The sequence below is a fragment of the Paenibacillus sp. JT31N17 genome (assembly GCF_056269255.1).
Genome location: NZ_JBWDNP010000004.1, coordinates 274,549 through 290,577, shown reverse-complemented (window position 1 = coordinate 290,577; position 16,029 = coordinate 274,549). Strand labels below are relative to the sequence as shown.

The window sequence follows — 16,029 nt, the reverse complement described above, 5'->3', positions numbered from 1 at the left end:
ATCATTATAGAATAGCGAGGTAAAAAAATAACCTCCTGCAGCTATAATATATCACCTGCTATTCAATTATGCAATATAGTGGAGCAGGATTTTCAAAAAAAAGGCTTTCGCCGTCATTTTGCTGGTTAAGCCAGGTTTATTCCATCAGAAAAATATGCAGCGTATAGACCGGATTTGATACGGTTTTTAGAATCAGCCTCCCGCCCTGTCTTGTCCGCTCGTGAACAAGCGTAATTTTCAAGGTGGAAGGCCCCTCATCCTGCCTGCTTTACGACCTACATGCGAATGTCGATGCTTCCGCCCAGATGTGGCTGTACGCTGTGCTCCATCATCTGAACAAGCGACTGCGCGTTCTCCTGCTGCGAATCAAGCGCTTTGCCCAGAACAGCGATTCCAACTTGCTGCTGCAGCGCGCTTGACGACTGGCCGGTTACCAAAGCTCCAATTCCTCCGATGTCCATTAACGGTTCATCCTCCATCCTGATGTATGCTCTCTCCCGCTAAACCAGCCGGTACTGCTAATATCGGTTGGGATGCCGATCCGCTTTAGTGAACAGGCGCAATATGATATGCTTTGTTTAAACTATGAATGCGATGTGGAGGCATGAACATGAGCAGCAGCTATGAAGTAAATGTGAAGCAGGATGTCTACACCCTTTATACACTCAAAGAACCGGGCACGGACTCATCGGTGACAGTATGTCCGGAACGCGGCGGCATCGCCATCAGCTGCCAGCTGAAAGGCGAGGAGCTGTTCTATCTGGACCGCGAATCCTTCAACGACCCAGAGGCCAATATCCGCGGCGGCAATCCCGTGCTGTTCCCTATCTGCGGGCAGCTTGAAGAGGGCGTATACGAGCTGGATGGCGCTACATATACGATGCGCAACCATGGCGTTGCCCGCAACCGCGCATGGGAGGTCGTCTCGACCTCGGAGGAAGGCGAAGCCTCAGTAACACTGCGGCTGCAGAGCGGCGAAGGCACGCGGGAGCAGTTTCCTTTTGAATTCGGGCTGCTGTTTACCTATGCCCTGGTCGACGGCGCGCTGCATGTCCGCCAGAGCTACCGCAACTTGTCGGACACCGCCATGCCGTTCTATGCCGGCTTTCATCCTTATTTCAAGACCACCTCAAAAGCGCTTGTCTATGACACGGATGCAACGCGTTACCTCGATTATAACGACAATGAGGTTAAGCCCATTCGCGGGGCTGTCGATCTGAACGGGCTCAAGGAATCCGTAGCGCTGCTGGATGCGGACAAGCGCGAAATTGCTTTCCCCGGTCCGGACGGCACCGGGCGCGTGCATATGTCCTATAGCGATGTGTTCAAATATGTGGTGCTGTGGCAGGTGAATGATAAACCGTTCGTGTGTGTGGAGCCATGGATGGCGCTGAATGCCGAGTTCAACCGCAAGGATGAGCTGTTTATGCTGCCCGCCGGCGAAACGCTCAAGGCGCAGTTGTCGATCGGATATACCCGCTGATAAGGTTCGTTTAAGAAGAAACGGCTGCAGCCGTCCTTTGGCGGATTACGTTCTATACGGTCAAAAAAATTCCACTTTGAAAGCAGGGGATGTTCATGGCGGAAGGTATATTGCGTTCGCTCGGCGGATCGGATCTTGCGCTCTCGCCGCTTGGTCTGGGCTGCTGGCAGTTCAGCAAGGGCCGGGGCCTCGTCGGGAAGTTCTGGCCTGTTCTGGAGGACAGCGTCATCCGCGATATCACACGGATCAGCTGGGAAGGCGGCATCAACTGGTTTGATACCGCCGAAGCTTACGGCGGCGGACAATCCGAGGAAATGCTGGCCGATGCGCTGAGCGCGCTCGGTGATGCGGGTAAAGGCGCGCACGTCGCCACAAAATGGTGGCCGGCTATGCGGACAGCAGCCAGCATCGGAAAGACGATCGATGAACGCCTGCGCCGTTTAAAGGGCTGGACCATTGATCTGTATCAGGTCCACCAGCCGTATTCCTTCTCTTCCGCCTCAAGTGAAATGAATGCCATGGCGAAGCTCGTGGAGCAGGGCAAGATCAGGCATGTGGGCGTCAGCAACTTCTCGGCCGCGAAGATGGCGGAGGCGGACAGGACGCTGCGCCGGCATGGCTTGCGGCTCGTATCCAACCAGGTCAAATACAGCTTGCTGGACCGCCGCATTGAGCGCAATGGCATTATGCAGACCGCCAAGGAGCTTGGCGTTGCGATTATCGCCTACTCCCCCCTGGAGCAGGGAATTCTGAGCGGCAAATTCCACAGCAATCCCGGGCTGGTTAAAGAGATCAGCGGCCCGCGCAAATGGTCCAGCGGCTTCAAGCCGGATGCCCTGAAGCGCACACAGCCGCTTGTTTCGCGGCTGAGCGAGCTTTCCGGCAAATACGGAGCCTCCCCCAGCCAGATTTCACTCAACTGGCTCATCCATGCCCATGGCGAAACCGTATTTGCCATCCCCGGCGCATCAAAGCCTCACCATGCAGCAGAGAACGTCAACGCGATGCGTTTTGCGCTCGAAGAGGAGGAAATCCGCGAGCTTGCCGAGCTTGCGGACCACAGCAAACGATAGAAACCGCTGCAGCGGACGAGAAGGAGCATGACGCCAGAACTGATGCTGTGCTCCTTTTCCGCTGCGCTTCCCGGTACATACATCAAGTTCAAGCGCCTGGGTTCCTTGTTCTTCATGGTTCCCCAAGAACCGGCGGTTCTGGAGCCTGGCTGCACCTGACTATTCCCCCTCCGGTCCCATAAAGATAATCCCCCTAATCTGCGCCTGTTTGAAGATAAGTACGGAACACAATATCCTGGTTGTAGTTGCCGAAGCCTTCCCCGTAAATCGTCAATCCGCCCACATGGACGGCGTTCTCGGGCACAGCCAGCTTGAGCATCCATTCATTGCGGGTCATTATGATATCCTCAAGCCTCACATTCGACAGCCTTTGGCCGTCCAGATACGTCCCCTCCCTCGTAACGCGTATGATTTTGAGCCAGCCATACTGGTTCACCGTCCACCACGAGGGCGTAAGCATACCCCGCCCCTCGCCGGAATCGCCTGGACTGGTCCATACGCCAAGCAGCTTATCGTTCAGGTAGAAGTGGATATCCGAAGGCCAATCCGCCTGAACGCCAGGCGCCTCCGATCCGATTTCAAGTGAAAATTCGATTTCTTCAAGCTGCTGGCTGCTGTGCACATAATTCGGAATGCGGTATTCCACATACCCTTTGCCGAACCACAGAATGCGGGCATGCATCCGCTGCGGCTCATGAAAATAACGGGGATCGTCATATTGGCCAATGATGCGGTCCAGTGTCGCCAATCCGCAGGTCGGATGGACCTCGAAGCTCGAATAGTGGCCAACCGGTACCGAGACCTCCTGATATTCGCGCTGCTTCTCGCCCATCTGCGGTATATTCAGCTCCACCCGGCTGACGGCAAGGGAACAGATCTTGTGCGTCCCCCCGCCCCTGCGGACCAGTTGGGTATGGATAAGCCCCCCTTTCTCCAGTTTCTTCGTATGCATCGTCACGATCGCGCTGCTTAGTCCCAGCGCGGATGCAAGCTCCTTCACATTCATGGGCTGACCGGCCAGCAGCTCCAGAATATGCAGCCGGACCCCGCTCGCCAGTGCTTCGTATAAAGGCAGCCATTTGCGGTCTGTATTTGCGCGTATCATTCCATTCTCCCTCTATCCCGATTAACAAAACCATTAATTCATCAAAATTGAAAATTAAAGCTTGTAATGGGTTTATTGTTCGTGTTTAATAATGATGCAGGCAACTATTCAGGTTAATTGATTTATATATTTGTTAATTTAACATGAGGTGATGACCATGTCAAACAAAGCCAAAATGGTAGTGGACAAGGATTTCAAGATCGGTGAAGTGGACAAACGGATCTATGGATCGTTTATCGAGCATTTGGGAAGAGCCGTCTATGGCGGCATCTACGAACCCGGTCATGAATCGGCAGACGAACAGGGCTTTCGCAGCGACGTTATGGAGCTGGTCAGAGGCATTGATGTGCCGATCGTCCGTTACCCGGGCGGCAACTTCGTCTCCGGCTACAATTGGGAGGACGGGGTCGGTCCGGTCGAATCCAGACCGCGGCGGCTGGAGCTGGCCTGGCGGACGGTTGAACCCAATCTGTTCGGCCTGAACGAATTTATCGACTGGTGCCGCAAGGCGGACACGGAAGCGATGATGGCCGTCAATCTCGGCACGCGCGGACCTGATGAGGCCAGACAACTGGTGGAATATTCGAATCACCCCTCCGGGACCTATTTGAGCGATCTGCGCATTCAGCATGGCTATAAGCAGCCCCATAACATCAAGACCTGGTGCCTCGGCAATGAAATGGACGGCCCATGGCAGATCGGCGCCAAGACAGCAGCCGAGTACGGAAGAATCGCCAACGAGACAGCCAAAGTGATGAAATGGGTCGACCCCTCGCTTGAGCTTGTCGCCTGCGGCAGCTCCAATCTTGGCATGGCTACCTTCCCCGAATGGGAAGCTACGGTTCTTGACCTTTGTTACGCCAATGTCGATTATATTTCGCTGCATCAATATTATGGCAACCGCGACAAGGATTCGGCCAACTTCCTGGCCCAGTCGATGGGGATGGATTCGTTCATCAATACCGTTATCTCCACAGCGGATTACATCCAGGCAAAGAAACGCGGCAAGAAGAAAATCAATCTTTCCTTCGACGAGTGGAACGTCTGGTATCATTCCAATGAAGCCGATAAGAAACTCGAGCCATGGACCTTCGCTCCTCCGCAGCTCGAAGACATCTACAACCATGAGGATGCGCTGCTCGTCGGCTGCATGCTGATCAGTATGCTCAAGCGAGCTGACCGGGTCAAAATGGCCTGTATCGCCCAGCTGGTCAATGTCATTGCCCCCATTATGACAGCAAATGGCGGTGCGGCGTGGAAGCAAACGATCTACTATCCCTACATGCATGCCAGCATCTTCGGACGGGGGACGGCTCTTATGCCGCTGATCCAGTCACCGAAATACGATGCCAAGGACTATACCGATGTGCCTTATCTGGAAGCCGTTGCGGTCCATAATGAAGAGCAGGGCGAGGTCACGATCTTTGCGGTCAACCGCAATCTGACCGAGTCACTGCCGCTCGCCGCCGATCTGCGCAGCTTCGGTAATTTCAGCCTGATCGAGCATATCGTGCTGGAGCACGAGGACCTGAAGGCCGCCAATACATTGGAGAGGCCGGATCACGTCACTCCGCATAACAAAGGCAGCGCGGTTGTTGCCGGCAGCTCGATAGAAGCGTCGCTTGGCAAAGCCTCGTGGAATGTCATTCGCCTCAAGCTGGCCTGATCCATGCAAAACGAAGGGTACCCGCTCATTTGGAGCAGGTACCCTTTTCCAATCATATAGGAATGGTTATGACCGGGCCTCTCGCCCCATCGGCGTAATCAACCCATCCATGCTGAAGGTGTTTTTCTCCTTGCGATAAGCTGCAAGCTTCTCATCATCCTGCTTTTCCGCCCACAGCTTCAGGGTGCTCCGTTCCCCTTCATAGGTGAAGAAGGGAACACTGTAGCCGCATGAGGTTTTCACCGACTCAACGGATATCGATACGATCTGGCGGGCACCCGGAAGCAGTTGAAAATGACCGATCTTCTCCTGCCATTCCTTCGAGCCGGAAAGAATGACGCGGCCTGTTCCGTACAGCCTGAGAATCATCGGCGGACCTTCCACCGCTATGAACATAAGCGTAATCCTGCCGTTCTCCAGCAGATGCGCGCTCGTTTCATTGCCGCTTCCGGTAAGGTCGAGATAAGCCACCTCGGTCGGGGAGAAAATACGCAGCACATCGTAGCCCTTTGGTGAAATATTGACATGTCCGTCCCCCTGCAGCGGAGCTGAGCCTACGAAGAACATATGCTGTTTTCGGATAAAGGCCTCATGCTCCGGCAGCATCGCATCAAACAATTTTCCCATTTCGCTTCACCTCGTCAGGAATAGTCATATCCCTATTATGACTGAAATGGCTCTCATAATGAAATATATTAATCTTAAATACTTTATAGGTATAAACTATAAACCGCGGCAAGAAAAACGGCTGATGCGGTACACTGACAGCGCTGCACATATCCTTCTTCCGCATGTATAGAAATCTATCGTTGGAAAATGTTTATGAATTCTATAACATTCAAAGTAACCGCCAAACGGCCGGGCATGTCTTCTCACTTTTGGCACCTCGCGGGGCTTCCCCGCGAGGTATGACGGTGCATGATGGCTGTCATCACAGGTATGTCCTAAGCCACCTGCAGCACGACGCTGAATTTTACGCCCCGGGGGGTATTCTCGATTCCGTAAGAGGCGCCATGGGCATCAAACACCTTGCTGACGATATACAGCCCAAGACCGCTGCCCCCCGTAGCCCGGTTCCGCGATTCCTCGACGCGATAAAAGGGCTCGAACAGCCTGGGCAGCTTCGCTTCATCCAGCTTCGCTCCGGTGTTCACGACCTCCAGCTTATACTGGCGTTTCATCCGGCCGGCCTTCGCATCCGTCCCGTCCTGCTCCGTGCCTGCTCCCAGCCCTGAGTTCACGCCTCTGCCAGCAGAACTCAGAGGAATGAACGCTTCTCCGGCCTGCGGCTCCTTCATCTCCGTAATACGCACGTAAACATGCTCGCCATCGCCGGAATATTGTACGGCATTGCCGATGATATTGGATACGGCCTTGGCCATAAGCCGCTCATCGGCGGCAATGACGGCTTCCTGCGGCAGCTCGCATTCAATCGTCATATCCTTAACCTCAGCCAGATAACTGATGTTTTCGACCGACTCGCGGACAAGCTCAGCCAGATCGACCTGCCGCATCAAGGGCAGAAAATCCCGGCTCTCCAGCTTGGACAGGTCCAGTATCTCGTGCACCAGCTTATCCATGTCGCGCATGATTTTATAGGACTGTCTTAGGTAGGTGTCACGGTCCCGGTAAGCGCCGACATTGCCGATCATCGCCTCAAGCTGGCCGCTCACCGCCGTAATCGGCGTCTTCAGCTCATGCGATATCGTCGCCACGAATTCACGCCGTTTCTTCTCCTGTTCACGCTCTTGTTCGATATCATCCTTCAGCTGCGCATTCGCCTCCTGCAGCTCCGCCATGGTCGAACGCAGGTTGGAGGCCAGCTTGCTCAAGCTCTGGGACAGCTCTCCAATCTCATCGCCCGACTTCAGGGGATTCGCCGCCGCGGAGAAATCCAGCTTCGCCAGCCTGCGCGCCACATTGTTCAAACCAAGCAGCGGACGGGCGATCAGGCGCGAATAAAGGGCCGCTCCGCCGACAGCAATGAGCAGGATGGCGATCAGCATGTAGGGAAGGAACCGCAGGATAACCTCGGAAGCTTCATCAATCGGCTGGAGCGGAGCGTTTACCGACAGCGTAAAGGACTCCGCGCTTTCGGCGAAATGAATGGTCCGGCTAACCGTCAGCATATTCGCACCTACAGCAACCGCTGGCCTTGCCGGAACGAATCGGTCCGGATTCTGCCTCAGCTTGCGGAAGCCCGGCAAATCAATGCTGCCTCCGCTGCCTTGAATGAACCACATCAAATCAGCGGGCAGCAGCATTTGACCGTTCACATCCCGCACACGCAGCATCGCGTTATGTTCCTCTCCGAACTTTATAATCTGCGGAATGGCATCTGCGTAATCCTGTCCGTCGACAGCCGCAACAAGCTCATTCACACCGCTATCCAGCCGGGCTTGCTTGATGGACTTGTAGTAGCCGGGCAGCATGAAATACAGCGTCAAATAAATCAGCAGCGCCGACACGACCAGCAGCGCCGCTGTGATGGTGAATATTTTAAACGTGACGCCCCTGCGCCTCATCCTTCCTCTTCCGCCGGTTCGTTCTCCCATGCGTATCCGACTCCTTTGACTGTTCGAATCACCGAGATAACACCCAGCTTCTTGCGGATATTTTTGATATGGGCGTCGACAATTCTGGAATCGCCGAAGTAGTCATAACCCCATATTTTATCAAGCAGCATATCGCGGGTCATAATCCGGCCGGCGTTGCTGAGCAGCACGCTCAAGATATCAAACTCTTTGGTTGTCGTATCGATCAATTGACCGTCAACATACACTTTATAGGCATCCGGATCCAGCCGCAGCCGGCCGCCAAACAACAGCCCGCCCGGCTTCACTTTGCTTTTGGTCCGGCGCAGCACCGCCTCCACCCGCTTCATCAGCACCTGGAAGGAGAATGGCTTCACGACATAATCATCCGCATGCATTTCGAAAGCGCGCAGCTGATCCTTCTCTTCGCCAAGCGCCGTCAACACGATCACGGGCATGTCGGATTGCTCCCGGATCATCCTGCATACGGTAAATCCATCGAGATGCGGCATCATTATATCAAGAATAACCAAATCGTAGGGCTGCTGCTGAATCTTGTCCCAGCCTTCCCGTCCGTCGCTTGCGACCTCCACCTCATACTGCCGGGAGCGCAGATACTCCGCTATCAGCTCTTGAATATATTGATCGTCCTCGATGACGAGAATATGTGCCGGCATAACCGCAGCAGCCCCCTGTTACTGGAATAGGCTTATTATAAACGGTGAATATGAAATTAAAATGAATGCCGCATGAAGCGGCAGGACAGAAAAAAGGACATCCGTCTCTATGGAATAAATTCGGTTTTTTCCGCACCGAATATTACTCGCATCAAGAAGATGTCCCGCTTTTCTGACGAAGCTCCGTTTCACCGGCAGTTATTGCTTCGGTTCCTTCACCAGCTGCTCCTGCGCCATCCGCACCAATTCCCGGACCATCGATCCGCCGATCCGTCCGCCCACATGCCCGACAGACTCCGTGGTCAAACCGCCATTATAGCCATGCTCCATAGGCACGCCAAGCGATTTGGCAACCTCGTATTTCACATCGTCGGGCCTGTTCGGGTCCACTGCATAGCCCTCGCGCCGCATCACTTCCGCCTTAAAGGCGCTCATCTGCTGGCTTACGCCAGGTACAACATGCGTTCTTCTGCCTCTTCTGGCCATTTATAACTCACTCCTTTTGCACATCCGGTTTTATCTAGGCATAGGTTGCCCGGTGCGGAACGGAATCATGCGCATCCTAAAAAGCATCTGTTTAATCCCCGCTTGTGGCGGCGGTTAAACGGATGCTTTTGAAATCATTTATCTACTGCCAAGTCAGTCAAACCATCCTTTGATTTTAAACCAGGCGAACATGCCGCCGCCGAGAAGAACCATGACAGAGAGGACTCCAAAATAACCGCCATGCCAGTCCAGCTCGGGCATATTTTGAAAATTCATCCCATAGACGCCGGCGATAAAGGTGAGCGGCATGAAGATGGTGGTAATGACGGTCAACGTCTTCATGATCGTGTTCATCCGGTTGGAGCTGAGCGACATATAATGATCCCGCATATCGGAGGTCATGTCGCGGTTGGAATCCACCATCTCCGACAGCTTCAGCAGATGATCGTGAACATCGGTAAAAAACAGCAAATAATGGCTCATCCCGTCAATACGCTGCGTATTGACAATCCGGTATAACAAATCCCGCATCGGCACGATCGTTTTGCGCAGCTTCAGCAGCTTGTTGCGGATTTCAAAAACGTCGCTGAGCTTCCCCTGCACCTTAAAATCAAGCTCTTCCCCCTCAAACTCCAGCAGCTGATCCTCAATCGCCTCCACGGCCGGAAAATAATGATCGACCAGCTCATCCATCACCAGATATGCCGTGTACAAGGGGCCTTGCTCTTCGAACTGGGGCTTGCGCAGGAACTTGGACCAGGCTTCTTCCATCTCCTGCAGCGGCTTCCAATGGAAGGTGACCACAAAGCCGGGACCGACGAACATATCCACTTCCACCGGCCTCCGGCCCTGCTCCTCCATCGCGTGCAGAACGAAGAAATGGACATTATCGTAATGATCCAGCTTCGGACGCTGCAGGTGCATGAGGCAGTCTTCAATCGCCAGAGGGTGAAAATGAAAATAGCTGTCGAGCAGCTCCACTTCCTCCTCCGTAGGCTTGCAAAAATCAACCCAGATCCACTTTGCCTGCTCACGGTCGATCTCAAGAAGCGGCGTATGCTCAATCAGCTGTTTGTCCTTCGTGATGACTAACGTACGAATCATAATCCGTGCTCCATCCGACTTTTCTTTTCATTGTAGCATTGGAGATTTCAGGGAGCAATTTTACCCGGACTTCATCATCTCCAGCACGCTCTTCCGATTGCTCTCGTAAATCAATCCGGCCAGTTTGATGTTGGGAAATCCCCGTTCCAGCAGCTTCAAGCCACCGGCCGTACAGGAGAGGTGATGATGGAATTTGTAGAAACGCATCCGGTTTGGATCGAGTCCGCTCCGATGCAGGTACCGTTCATACTGCGCGCCGAAGCGGAACTGCATGAAGCTGTGCTCATGCTCGATATCAAAATATTCGGCACCCTCAATATCGATGAGATACGGCTCATTCCGTTCATTCACCAGCACATGGTCAGGGCCTAGCTCACCATGGATAAAGCCATACTGCTCACGCGGCTGAATGCCGGTCATCAGATGTTCAAGATGCTTCAAAATCTGATGCTCATTCCATTCGCTTTGTTGTATACGCGGCACCGTGAAAGCAAGCTCCCTAAGTGCATGGTCATATATCTGTTTATGGCAGGGATTTGCCGGAGCTTGATGATCCGCTTCTCCGCCGGGCTGCGCCTTCCCCCACGCCTTGCCGCAGCTGCCATGCATGGCTTGGAGCATCTCCGCCAGCTCTCCATAAATTCCATCCCTCACATCCGCCGTTGCCTTTTCACAGGCCTCCAGATTCATGCCGGAAACATATTCGACAATGGCATAATCAAAAGGGTAGCGGTTCCTCTCCCTGTTGATATAACGAATCGCGGGTACACGAACGCCAATTTGGCTCAGCAGGCGTGTATTGGTCTCGAATTGGAGTGCCCCGTAAGACGCATCCGTTACCCCTCCCTCACGTAAATCCCGTTCAAAATAATTCGCCGACAGGTCCCAAACAAACAGAATCAAGCGCAATCCTTCCGTACAATTCAGCTTGTAGACCGCTTTCTGCGCGCCGCCCTCACTGATCCGGCTAATGTCGTTCAGTCGATACCGGTTTCCTCCAATCTCCCTGATATGCTCCTCCAAATCCGCCTGGCTAATGTGTCCGCCGCTGTTTTGCGACATGATGCTCCACTCCCTCTCTTGAGTCTGTCCTCGAGCCCGGGAAGAGTTGCAGTATCTCGGGAAAATCTGCTCAAGCCAGCATGCTTCCGGACTATCGTAAACAAAATACCGATAAAAATATAGACTGTTTCGAAACCGTATGTTATGATGTTGAATGAGTTCTGTATAAAATCATCCATACGATCAGGAAGAAACGGAAAGCCGTTTCTGTTTCTGACGGATTCAAAAAAGCCTTGGGACAAATGAGTCCCAAGGCTTTCCTATTGAATTTTACTCAACTTTCGTACAAAGAAACTGGCAAGTAAGCCTTGATGTAGCTAGGTAAACTACTGATCCATTGTAGTAGTTGCGTATGAATCCAAGTTGTGATGCGTTTTCCTGTCTTTAAAGCGATTTGTTCTACAAGTTCAACAAGGGTAATGAGCGCAATTGCCCAGTCCAGTTCTTTCACCTCATCACACATTGCATGAAACATCCCACCAAATGAACGGGCATCGGTATATTATCATATGTAAAACTGTTGCAAAATACCGTCGAACCAGCTCCAAAGAGTAAACCCCAAAAATGGTCTACAGTTTTTGCAATTCGTACAAAATATCCGCTGGTTCCATACGCTGCATGAAATTAGGATTTACATACGCAGAGCGAACTATAGCACGCTCATCAATCATAAATGTAGCTGGAACTGGCAATATCCAACGATTTGTACTGTTATATTCCGCCAGGTTCAAACCGAAATTTTCTAACAAGCTTTGCAAAAAGCTGGGAACCTCATAAAGAATATTATATTTAGCTGCGGCAAGACCATTACTATCACTAAGAACCTTATAAGTTAAATCTTGCTTCTCTACTACGGATAACGAATTATCGGGTGATTGAGGACTGATCGCAATTAATTGCGCACCCAAAGCATGAATTTGAGGGAGAATTTGCTGGTATGCTTTTAATTGTATATTACAAAATGGGCACCATGACCCTCTATAAAAAACCAAAACTACGGGTCCTTTGGACAATTCATCATATAAATTAACCTTATTGCCTAAAGCATCTGTTGCAGAAAAATCCTTAGCCTTCTCACCAATTGAAATTCCATTATATTTTCCAGAGTCCTGCAATTCGCGTAGTGACCGGTCTAATACCATATGCGCCTCTGCAGGTGTACTTGCCATAAAGTGATTTTTTTCATGCACTAATTGTTCTGCTAATTGTAAATTGTTCATCGTAATGCCTCCTATTTTAAATTATTATCTTGAGGTGATTAAGGATATCGAATAATGGCTTAGATTAGTTCGCGAAGAGCGTTCAGAGCGGCTTCATAATTCGGATGATCCGTCATTTCCTTGAGATATTCTACATACTGAATTGTGTTGTTCGAGTCTAGAATGAAGATAGCCCTCATGTCCAATTGTAATTCTTTTATGAGTACGCCGTACGCTTCACCGAATGAGCGGTGTTTATAGTCGGTGAGTGTAATCATTTTATCGATCCCGGCAGTGGAACAAAATCTGCTTTGAGCAAAAGGAAGGTCTACTGAAATGGTTAAAAAGATCACTTCATTACCAAGCTTGGATGCCTCTTCATTGAAAAGTCGTGTTTGCGATTCACAAACAGGGGTATCTAGGGAAGGGACAACCGAAATCAATTTGATTTTACCTTCATAATCGGAAAGGCTTGCTTCCTTTAGTAAATCTTGATTAATCTTGAAATCCGGTGCTTTATCTCCGATTTTTAATTCTGGGCCTACCAGAGTAATTGGGTAACCTTTCGCTGTTGCCACTCCTACGCGTTCTTGAGCCATTGATAATTCCTCCTCGAATAAATTCATATTAATCTCTACCTGCCTCAACAAATTTTTCAGCAATCATTTTCGGTTGCGTAATAACTGTACTGATATGATCTCCCGTGCCTTCGATGAAACGATATATCCCTAGACGGCTTGATTGAGTTGGATGCCATCCTAAAGCACCTTGAGGCAGAGCTGTATCTTCATCGAGGTAAAGGAAGCTTTTGGGAATCTCAAGACTATAGAACTTTTTAAGATCTAATTTCTCAAATAATGGACCTGCCGGCTCTGGCGCTGCTTGACTATAAATAGCTTGGGCTACATCAAGGGATGCCGTGTTGGCTAATGTATCACGAAAGATCGTAAATGGAAGAGCAATTGTATCGTCTGTTGTCGTGCTTCTAAGCTGCTTGAAAAGTTCTTGAATGGGAACAGGGAACTGATCAACCACACTTTCACCGTCTTGTGGCACAAAAGCATCAAAGAATACCAAGCGTTTGATGCGATCAGGAATTTGTTCAGCGACTTTCTCAACGACAGTCCCGCCAAAGCTATGTCCGAGAAGGATAATATCATGCAGGTCTTTTTCTTTTATAAAATCAACGACGGAGGTTGTAATTTGTTCGTGAGTCACATTTGTGTCTGCACCTGCGCCATGCCCTGCGTACTCCGGTGTATAGACAGTGTATCCCATCTTTCGGAGCTCCTCAGCCACTCCATTAAAGTAGCTGCTGTCAGCCCAAGCGCCGTGAATGAGCACAAAAGTCAGTCCATGCTGTTTAGCGCCTTTTTCTCCGACTGCTTTAAGTGTATCCACGGTGTCATAGGAAGTGCCGTTGATGATTGATTTTGGCTTGAATACATCCAAACCATCCACTTGTACATAGCCGTTAGCCAGATTGAATGTGATACGGCTGGAAGCAATTTGATATTGATTAACTAGGGTATCGCGTGCCGCAACGAGAGAAGTACCTTTTTCCGCTGCTTGAGCGGTATTAACCGAATTGCTAATATTTAAGCTAAGTAGTGCAAACGAGGCAACTAAAGATGCAATGACAATTTTGTTTTTCAAATTCATGATTAAAACCTCCTGGTTAGTCTGATTTTTTTTAATACGGTTATTTCAATTCCAATGAATATTACAGCTTGTCAACGATCCGTTCCGCCAACATTATTCAGCTTAATCCTTCTCCTTACTTGTTTAATCAGCTCCTAAGTAAGATAATAGCAAAATCAAATACTTGTAACCGTGACTTTGTCACATAGGAATAAAATTGGGAGGGAAAAATAATGAAGTATATAAAACGGATGGAAGCAACGTAGACCTATGCAGGAAGGAAGTTATTGAGGATGGTGCACGTATTGTTTCCCCAAATTCGACTGGCGCACAAATTGTTAGTGATCTTTTGCCGTCAGCTGATATTGTGTTAGACTCGGAATTATTGCTATCAGGAGAGTTTCAGCATTTGAACAATAATGAATGGGTGATGTATAAACCTCAATGGGGTGCCTTTTATCAAACAGGAGTGGAATCATTTTTACTAAATAAGAAAAACCGCCTTTGGCGGTCTTTTTTTGTTTTAGCGCATATCTGTAATTTTGTACTCTATTCCTTTCAAACCCTTATAGTACTCTGGGTACATTTCCCCGCCACACGCTTCACAACTAAACTTGGGTGGAACAGTAGGATCCCCCTTATCCATTCCATTGGAAAACGTAGGAGCCTGTAAAGCCCATATTCTTAGTAATTCCAGCGGTAGCCAGATGTTTCAGAATGTTCAAAAAATGCACCTTTTATTTCTTTAGGTAATTGAAATTCAGTGCGCTTTGCGGATCATAGTAGAGTGGCACCCTTCGTTTTGGAATGGTTGTAGGAGTAACTTCCATTATACCAAAATCAGGTGTCATTTCCTATGTAAAGACCACAATTATTATGCCATTACATCCAGTAACGGCGCGGGTTTAACACGGTTTTACTAGTGCGAAAGTTGAGTGTTTTATAAAACAGCTGGATGCCAAAGATGATTCCGCATGCGCAGCCTGTCGGTTTCACCGAACCCTGATGAAGCTGCTTTAGTAAAATCATACTTGCCGGTTGGCGATCCGCTTGACCTCCATCACGCTGATGCGCTGATCCACAACCTCGTGGAACAGCGTATCCTCCTTTACATGATCGATAAATAAAATACCGTCCAGATGATCCACCTCATGCTGGATGCATCTGGCGAGGAATCCCTCTCCCTGGATCACCACTTGCTCTCCGGCCCTGTTCAATGTCCGCACCGCTACAGTTTGTGCCCGTTTAACAATCCCCGCATATCCAGGGTAGGAGAGGCAGGCCTCAGGCCCGGTCTGTTCGCCGCTTGCACTGATGATTTCCGGATTGATCAGCTCAATCAACCCCTCACCACAGTCCATCACCACGACCCGGCGCAGAATTCCCACCTGCGGAGCAGCCAGGCCTGCCCGTCCATCGGAGTCGTGCAGCGTCTCTGCCATATCCTCGAGCAGCTTGATAATCCTGGGCGTGATCTCCTCGACGGGTTTGGACTTCTTGCGCAGGATCGGATCGCCGAACGGCAGGATTGCTTTGATGCTCATGCTTTAAGCTCCTCTCATTTGATGATTGGGGGTGTGCACCCATAGGTCATTCGGCTTGCATTCCAGCGCTGTACACAACGCATCAAGCGTGTCAGCCTTCATTTGTTTCGGAGCTGCCGTCAGCAAAGCGCTGATGGAAGGCGCGGACAGACGGTAGCCTGTTTTTTCATGCAAAAGACGACCCAGTGCCGCCCCGGACCAAATACCCCGCTCAGCCATCACTTGTCTCAACATCCATTCGAGCATATCTCCACTCCTCTTCAGCCGATTAATTAGGCAACACTTAATTTATTAAGGCAATACCTAATATTATACCAACAGCAATCGAAAAGGCAACGGCGGCGGTCAGCCCTTTTTGTCTATTCTGTTTCTGAGGGAAGAAACCTGCAGCGCCGCCAAAGGATGTCAACAGCCGTTTGTCGCTTGTGTAACTTTTATGATCTTGCTAACGTGGT

The 16,029-nt window shown here is 50.5% G+C and carries 18 protein-coding genes; 4 read left to right on the top strand and 14 right to left on the bottom strand.

The annotated features are described in order from the left end of the window. Window positions 1-275: 275 nt before the first annotated feature. The gene (locus AC0YOB_RS16875) at window positions 276-461 is read right to left on the bottom strand and encodes a YjfB family protein (protein WP_475793773.1); all 186 of its coding nucleotides are present in this window, start codon (window positions 459-461) and stop codon (window positions 276-278) included. Window positions 462-610: 149 nt separating this feature from the next. Between AC0YOB_RS16875 and AC0YOB_RS16870 the strand changes: the two genes are divergently transcribed. The 3 genes from AC0YOB_RS16870 (at window position 611) to AC0YOB_RS16860 (ending at window position 2,715) form a co-directional block, all read left to right on the top strand. Further along, window positions 611-1,483 (top strand): aldose epimerase family protein, encoded by an 873-nt coding sequence (locus AC0YOB_RS16870; protein WP_475793772.1) that lies wholly within the window; start codon window positions 611-613, stop codon window positions 1,481-1,483. 95 nt (window positions 1,484-1,578) lie between these two features. Next, window positions 1,579-2,556 carry an aldo/keto reductase gene (locus AC0YOB_RS16865; protein ID WP_475793771.1) on the top strand — a complete coding sequence of 326 codons (978 nt, stop codon included), beginning with the start codon at window positions 1,579-1,581 and terminating at the stop codon, window positions 2,554-2,556. Between the two features lie 27 nt (window positions 2,557-2,583). Further along, a complete protein-coding gene (locus AC0YOB_RS16860; RefSeq protein ID WP_475793770.1) occupies window positions 2,584-2,715 on the top strand; it encodes a hypothetical protein in 132 nt (43 codons plus the stop codon). A 34-nt stretch (window positions 2,716-2,749) separates the two neighbouring features. On the opposite strand, the gene AC0YOB_RS16855 is transcribed toward AC0YOB_RS16860, so the two are convergent. Then, window positions 2,750-3,661: an ArsR/SmtB family transcription factor gene (locus AC0YOB_RS16855; protein WP_475793769.1), complete on the bottom strand. Its 912-nt coding sequence runs from the start codon at window positions 3,659-3,661 to the stop codon at window positions 2,750-2,752. A gap of 157 nt (window positions 3,662-3,818) precedes the next feature. Here AC0YOB_RS16855 and arfA point away from each other — a divergent pair, with 157 nt between their 5' ends. Beyond that, complete coding sequence (gene arfA, locus AC0YOB_RS16850; protein ID WP_475793768.1) at window positions 3,819-5,327, top strand: arabinosylfuranosidase ArfA; 1,509 nt, start codon at window positions 3,819-3,821, stop codon at window positions 5,325-5,327. 66 nt (window positions 5,328-5,393) lie between these two features. Here arfA and AC0YOB_RS16845 read toward each other — a convergent pair whose 3' ends face one another. The 12 genes from AC0YOB_RS16845 to AC0YOB_RS16790 form a co-directional block, all read right to left on the bottom strand. Further along, window positions 5,394-5,954 (bottom strand): pyridoxamine 5'-phosphate oxidase family protein, encoded by a 561-nt coding sequence (locus tag AC0YOB_RS16845; protein ID WP_475793767.1) that lies wholly within the window; start codon window positions 5,952-5,954, stop codon window positions 5,394-5,396. 317 nt (window positions 5,955-6,271) lie between these two features. Beyond that, window positions 6,272-7,882: a sensor histidine kinase gene (locus AC0YOB_RS16840; protein WP_475793766.1), complete on the bottom strand. Its 1,611-nt coding sequence runs from the start codon at window positions 7,880-7,882 to the stop codon at window positions 6,272-6,274. Next, complete coding sequence (locus AC0YOB_RS16835; protein WP_475793765.1) at window positions 7,849-8,538, bottom strand: response regulator transcription factor; 690 nt, start codon at window positions 8,536-8,538, stop codon at window positions 7,849-7,851. The genes AC0YOB_RS16840 and AC0YOB_RS16835 overlap by 34 nt, the downstream gene beginning before the upstream one ends. A gap of 198 nt (window positions 8,539-8,736) precedes the next feature. Further along, window positions 8,737-9,024: an alpha/beta-type small acid-soluble spore protein gene (locus AC0YOB_RS16830; protein ID WP_475793764.1), complete on the bottom strand. Its 288-nt coding sequence runs from the start codon at window positions 9,022-9,024 to the stop codon at window positions 8,737-8,739. Between the two features lie 153 nt (window positions 9,025-9,177). Further along, window positions 9,178-10,128: a magnesium/cobalt transporter CorA gene (gene corA, locus AC0YOB_RS16825; RefSeq protein WP_475787587.1), complete on the bottom strand. Its 951-nt coding sequence runs from the start codon at window positions 10,126-10,128 to the stop codon at window positions 9,178-9,180. A 60-nt stretch (window positions 10,129-10,188) separates the two neighbouring features. Next, window positions 10,189-11,190: a phosphotransferase family protein gene (locus AC0YOB_RS16820; protein ID WP_475793763.1), complete on the bottom strand. Its 1,002-nt coding sequence runs from the start codon at window positions 11,188-11,190 to the stop codon at window positions 10,189-10,191. A 274-nt stretch (window positions 11,191-11,464) separates the two neighbouring features. After that, entirely contained in the window at window positions 11,465-11,653 is a 189-nt protein-coding gene (locus tag AC0YOB_RS16815; RefSeq protein ID WP_475793762.1) for a hypothetical protein, read from the bottom strand. Window positions 11,654-11,759: 106 nt separating this feature from the next. Next, window positions 11,760-12,410 carry a peroxiredoxin-like family protein gene (locus tag AC0YOB_RS16810; protein WP_475793761.1) on the bottom strand — a complete coding sequence of 217 codons (651 nt, stop codon included), beginning with the start codon at window positions 12,408-12,410 and terminating at the stop codon, window positions 11,760-11,762. A gap of 59 nt (window positions 12,411-12,469) precedes the next feature. Then, window positions 12,470-12,988 carry a thiol peroxidase gene (gene tpx / locus AC0YOB_RS16805; protein WP_475787584.1) on the bottom strand — a complete coding sequence of 173 codons (519 nt, stop codon included), beginning with the start codon at window positions 12,986-12,988 and terminating at the stop codon, window positions 12,470-12,472. 28 nt (window positions 12,989-13,016) lie between these two features. Continuing rightward, window positions 13,017-14,051 carry an alpha/beta fold hydrolase gene (locus AC0YOB_RS16800; RefSeq protein WP_475793760.1) on the bottom strand — a complete coding sequence of 345 codons (1,035 nt, stop codon included), beginning with the start codon at window positions 14,049-14,051 and terminating at the stop codon, window positions 13,017-13,019. A gap of 1,004 nt (window positions 14,052-15,055) precedes the next feature. Next, window positions 15,056-15,574 carry a peptide deformylase gene (gene def / locus AC0YOB_RS16795; RefSeq protein ID WP_475793759.1) on the bottom strand — a complete coding sequence of 173 codons (519 nt, stop codon included), beginning with the start codon at window positions 15,572-15,574 and terminating at the stop codon, window positions 15,056-15,058. 3 nt (window positions 15,575-15,577) lie between these two features. Beyond that, window positions 15,578-15,820: a helix-turn-helix domain-containing protein gene (locus tag AC0YOB_RS16790; RefSeq protein ID WP_210043323.1), complete on the bottom strand. Its 243-nt coding sequence runs from the start codon at window positions 15,818-15,820 to the stop codon at window positions 15,578-15,580. Window positions 15,821-16,029: the final 209 nt, after the last annotated feature.